Genomic DNA, 4,296 nt, shown 5'->3' with positions numbered 1-4,296 from the left:
GACGTAGATATAGATGAAGCTAGGGATTATTGTGCATGGAGATCTAATACTGTTATGTACTATTATGCCTCTCAAAAAAAGAGAAAACGCAATAAATTATTCACAAGCATAAAATACCGAGTACCTACCAATCAGGAGTTAACAATGGCAAAACAAATGTACCCAAGTAAAAGTAATAGGGCTTTTTACATTGTTGAACCTGGAGTTGATTTGAATTATTTAAATGGTGCTTTCGAAGAATGGACGATGGATAAACCTATTCAAGCTTCGAATTTTTGGTCGAAAAAAAGAATGGGATTTCGATGCATTTGCGAGGTAATTGAAGAATGAGAAAGACCTAAAAGATCGGTTTTTATAGGCTGAGAACTAACTAAAATCCCCTTTTCCTTTCGGCACCAATGTTGTCTGAAAAACCCAAAACAGCCCCCCTCCTACCCCATACATCCACAAATCCAGGCCATCGGCAGTATAGCGTTGAGAAATTTTGGGGAGCCAATATTCAAAAACAAAGCCCACCGCAACAACTGCACAAACGATCATAGGCAAGCTCAAGGTCAAATTGGGAATCGATTTCACCCAGCGCATGCCAATCACCACCACCGATAGCAGCAAGGGCATACACAGCAAATCGGCAAAATAATGGCTTAGAAAAATCGGAACCGGAATGCGCCCAAACTTCAAGATCAGGTGGAATCCATAGCACCCCAACATGCAAACAACCAAAGGATAACGCCGCAACATTCTCCACATTTTACCCTGGAGCAAGCGCTACCAAAGCGATCAATCCTGCCACAAAAAGCAGAAAAAGCAACCAGGCAGAGTTCAATACTGCATATTTGACCCTGTCGACGGGGTGATCTGAATGCTTCAATTTCAGCAGGTAATTGGCAAATTTGGTGAGTGGGCGCTGCTGTTCTTCCTCGTTCAGTTTTTCCAATTCCTGCTCGCGTTCGATATCGAGACTCAAAAGATGGTTGCAATTGGTACAATAATCCTGGTTTTCATTCCAGGTTTGGCACTTGCTGCATTTGATCAGTTTGGACATTTGTAGGTGTTTACCAGCAAAGATAGCCTTCAGCCAAAACTTCAACGCACTTTTTCCGACTAAGTACTTACCTTCACCTATACAACAAACCACACCTAACCATGAAGTTGTTTTTGTTACCCTTACTGGCCTTGAGTGTCACCTTTGCAACCTTGTCCGCCCAAAAAGTGGAAGACAAACCCATCATAACCGGCGCAGACCAAATTGATGCGTACCTACCCTACCTCAAAGACAAAAAAGTAGGCATGCTGGTCAATCAGACGTCCATCATTGGCAATAAACTGAGTGTAGACAGCTTGAAAGCGCTGGGCGTAGACATCAAGATTATTTTCGGACCGGAACACGGTTTTCGCAACAATGCCAGCAATGGCGACAAAGTAGCCGACGAAATCGATCCCAAAACAGGGATTCCCATCGTGTCGCTGTACGGCAAAAAAAGCAAACCCACCCAGGAAGAACTGGCACAAATGGACATCCTGATTTTCGACATTCAGGACGTGGGTTGTCGCTTTTACACCTACATCAATACCTTGCGGGATGCCATGTGGGCATGTGCAGAAGCTGGCAAGGAAATGCTCATTCTGGATCGCCCCAACCCCAACAGTTTTGTGGATGGGCCCATCCTGGACATGCCCCTCAGCTCTGGTATCGGGCGTTTTCCGATCCCGATTACGCACGGGATGACCATTGGCGAATTTGCGCAAATGATCAACGGGGAAGGCTGGATTCAAAACAAGTTGCAATGCAAAATCAAGGTTATTCCACTGCAAAATTATACCCACGAGATGGAGTACACCCTGCCCGTATCGCCCTCTCCCAACCTGAATACCCAACAGTCCATTTTGCTTTATCCTTCTTTGTGCTTGTTTGAGGGTACCATGGTAAGTCAGGGTCGTGGCACTTACATGCCATTTACGGTACTGGGTAGTCCCTTGCTGAAAGGCAAGTATGATTTCTCGTTTACTCCGGTCAGCATCAAGGGCATGTCGGAAACGCCCCTGCACCAGGATCAGGCTTGTTATGGCCTGGATTTGCGAGAATTCGACCTCAAGCAGTTGCGCAAAAAGGGACGCATCAACATCCGCTGGATGATGGATTTATACAAGGATTATCCCAACAAGGACAAATTCTTTGACCGCAGCCAAAGCAAACAAATGGGTGACATCGACAAATTGGCTGGCACCAAGCAGTTCAAGGACCAGATCATCGCGGGCAAAAAGGAAAAAGAAATCCGCAAGAGCTGGGAACCTGGTTTGTCGAATTACAAGACCATGCGGTTGAAGTATACTTTGTATCCCTGATAAAAAACAGCACTAATATTGCTTAAACACATTAGATTTACCCTGAACCTACAATCGTTGCGCAATGAATCTGAAATTAACCATTTGTGCCTTACTGGCCTTTTCAACTTTTGCCGTATTTGGACAAGCGAGTTTTGACCAAACCGCTTCCGTCAACGTGGCCAATTCGTTTTTGTCCACTTTGTCGCCTGCCCAAAAAACCATCGCCAATTTGACGTTCAATGATACGTCCAGGGTAAAATGGTCGAACCTTCCCCTGGAACAGGTTTACCGACAAGGCATTCAATTCAAGGATTTGTCGGATACGCAGCGGGTAATCATCCATCGGCTGTTGCGTACGGTGTTGAGTCAGCAAGGCTACCAAAAATTTCTGTTCATCATTCAATACGACCAGGGCATCCTCGAACGCCTGACCAAAGCCAACAGCCCGATTGCCAAGCGGTACGGAAACATGAATTATTGGTTTACCGTTTTTGGGACACCCGACAAGAAAAAAATCTGGGGCTGGAAATTTGAAGGCCACCACATTTCCCTCAATTTTACGTATTCCACCAAAGGCGTGACCTGCACGCCGATGTTTGTGGGCATCAATCCAGCACTGACCACCAGCGGGCCCTATGCCGGGTACAACTTGATGTTTGAAGAAAACGACTACGGCAACCAGCTTTTTAACGACCTGCTTCCTGCTTTAAAGAAGAAAGCACTCCTAGGGTCACACCCTGTCGATGCCGACGTGATGACCAAAACCGGAAAAGAGTCCCATGTACGCGACAAAAAAGGCTTACCCTACGCTGAAATGTCGATTTTTCAAAAACAATTGGTGGAAAAAATCATCGAGGCATGGATTGGCAACCTGACGCCAACTTTGGCACAGGAGAAGATGCGGCGTTTTATGTCGCACAAGGAAAACATCTTTTTCAGTTGGTACGGCACCAACAATACCAACGAATTGCACTACTATTCCATCAAAACGGATGGGTTCATCATCGAATTCAGCAACCGGGATGGAGGCATTCAGCATTATCATACCCTCTGGAGGGATCTTTCTGAGGATTTTCAGATTAAATAGACCATTTGCAACTGATATTATGCCAACACGCAAATACGACCTCATTTTATGGGGCGCATCCGGCTTCACAGGCTGCCTCGTAGCCGAATACTTGTGCCAACAATACGGCAACAATTCAGGCCTAAAGTGGGCAGTAGGTGGCCGGGATGCCGCCAAATTGCAGCGCATTCTTGATGAGCTGGGGCATCCGCAGCTCCCGATCGTGGTGGCCGATGGTTTTGACAAGGCTTCACTGCTGGCGTTGACGGCGCAAACCAAAGTGGTATGCAGCACCGTTGGCCCTTACATGAAATACGGCAGCTTGCTGGTAGCAGCCTGTGTAGAAGCGGGTACGCACTATTGCGACCTGACTGGCGAGGCTGGTTGGATTCGCCAAATGATTGATCTCCATCACGAAACTGCAGCAAAGGCCAAGGTTAAAATTGTCCATTCTTGCGGTTTTGATTCGGTGCCTTCCGATATGGGGGTATATTTTTTGCAAAAAGAAGTGTTGAAGAAATACGGTGAATATGCCCCAAAAGTCAACATGCGGGTAAAAGGGGCAAAAGGTGGCGTAAGTGGGGGCACCATTGCCAGCATGCTTGTGCAGGTTGATCAAGCCGCAGCAGATCGCGAATTTGCCCGTTTGTTGGTCAATCCCTATACGCTAAATCCCGACCCTAATTTCAAAGGGCCAGATGCCCGCGATTTTCAAAGCGTAGCATACGATCCAGTTGCCAAAGCCTGGATCGCACCCTTTGTGATGGCAGGCATCAATACCCGAGTCGTACGCCGCAGCAATGCATTGGCCGGATTTATCTATGGCGAAAACTTCACTTATGAGGAGGCCATGATCAGTGGCAAGGAACTCAAAGGTCGCATCATGGGGAATTTGATCTTGT

The 4,296-nt window shown here is 46.6% G+C and carries 6 protein-coding genes; 4 read left to right on the top strand and 2 right to left on the bottom strand.

From position 1 onward, the window contains the following. Window positions 1-330 (top strand): hypothetical protein (locus tag ABW391_RS16015; RefSeq protein ID WP_353482900.1); only part of this gene is annotated, 330 nt, incomplete at its 5' end. Window positions 331-366: 36 nt separating this feature from the next. On the opposite strand, the gene ABW391_RS16010 is transcribed toward ABW391_RS16015, so the two are convergent. Next, the gene (locus ABW391_RS16010) at window positions 367-741 is read right to left on the bottom strand and encodes a hypothetical protein (protein ID WP_353482899.1); all 375 of its coding nucleotides are present in this window, start codon (window positions 739-741) and stop codon (window positions 367-369) included. A 10-nt stretch (window positions 742-751) separates the two neighbouring features. Further along, entirely contained in the window at window positions 752-1,045 is a 294-nt protein-coding gene (locus ABW391_RS16005; protein WP_353482898.1) for a hypothetical protein, read from the bottom strand. Window positions 1,046-1,146: 101 nt separating this feature from the next. On the opposite strand from ABW391_RS16005, the gene ABW391_RS16000 reads away from it, so the two are divergent. The 3 genes from ABW391_RS16000 to ABW391_RS15990 form a co-directional block, all read left to right on the top strand. Beyond that, the gene (locus ABW391_RS16000; RefSeq protein ID WP_353482897.1) at window positions 1,147-2,346 is read left to right on the top strand and encodes an exo-beta-N-acetylmuramidase NamZ family protein; all 1,200 of its coding nucleotides are present in this window, start codon (window positions 1,147-1,149) and stop codon (window positions 2,344-2,346) included. Between the two features lie 64 nt (window positions 2,347-2,410). Beyond that, window positions 2,411-3,415 carry a DUF3500 domain-containing protein gene (locus ABW391_RS15995; RefSeq protein WP_353482896.1) on the top strand — a complete coding sequence of 335 codons (1,005 nt, stop codon included), beginning with the start codon at window positions 2,411-2,413 and terminating at the stop codon, window positions 3,413-3,415. Between the two features lie 19 nt (window positions 3,416-3,434). Continuing rightward, the coding region (locus ABW391_RS15990) for a saccharopine dehydrogenase family protein (protein WP_353482895.1) at window positions 3,435-4,296 on the top strand (862 nt) is incomplete at its 3' end.

The organism is Haliscomenobacter sp. (assembly GCF_040403615.1).
In the GTDB taxonomy this organism is placed as follows: Bacteria; Bacteroidota; Bacteroidia; order Chitinophagales; family Saprospiraceae; genus Haliscomenobacter.
Note: the sequence above shows the minus strand (reverse complement) of the source record. Positions and strands in the feature narration are given on the sequence as shown.

What these genes read in the sequence shown, in the direction of transcription:
- ABW391_RS16010 (WP_353482899.1), bottom strand. Translation starts at nt 741, where the DNA reads ATGTTGCGGCGTTATCCTTTGGTTGTTTGCATGTTGGGGTGCTATGGA.
- ABW391_RS16005 (WP_353482898.1), bottom strand. Translation starts at nt 1,045, where the DNA reads ATGTCCAAACTGATCAAATGCAGCAAGTGCCAAACCTGGAATGAAAAC.
- ABW391_RS16000 (WP_353482897.1), top strand. Translation starts at nt 1,147, where the DNA reads ATGAAGTTGTTTTTGTTACCCTTACTGGCCTTGAGTGTCACCTTTGCA.
- ABW391_RS15995 (WP_353482896.1), top strand. Translation starts at nt 2,411, where the DNA reads ATGAATCTGAAATTAACCATTTGTGCCTTACTGGCCTTTTCAACTTTT.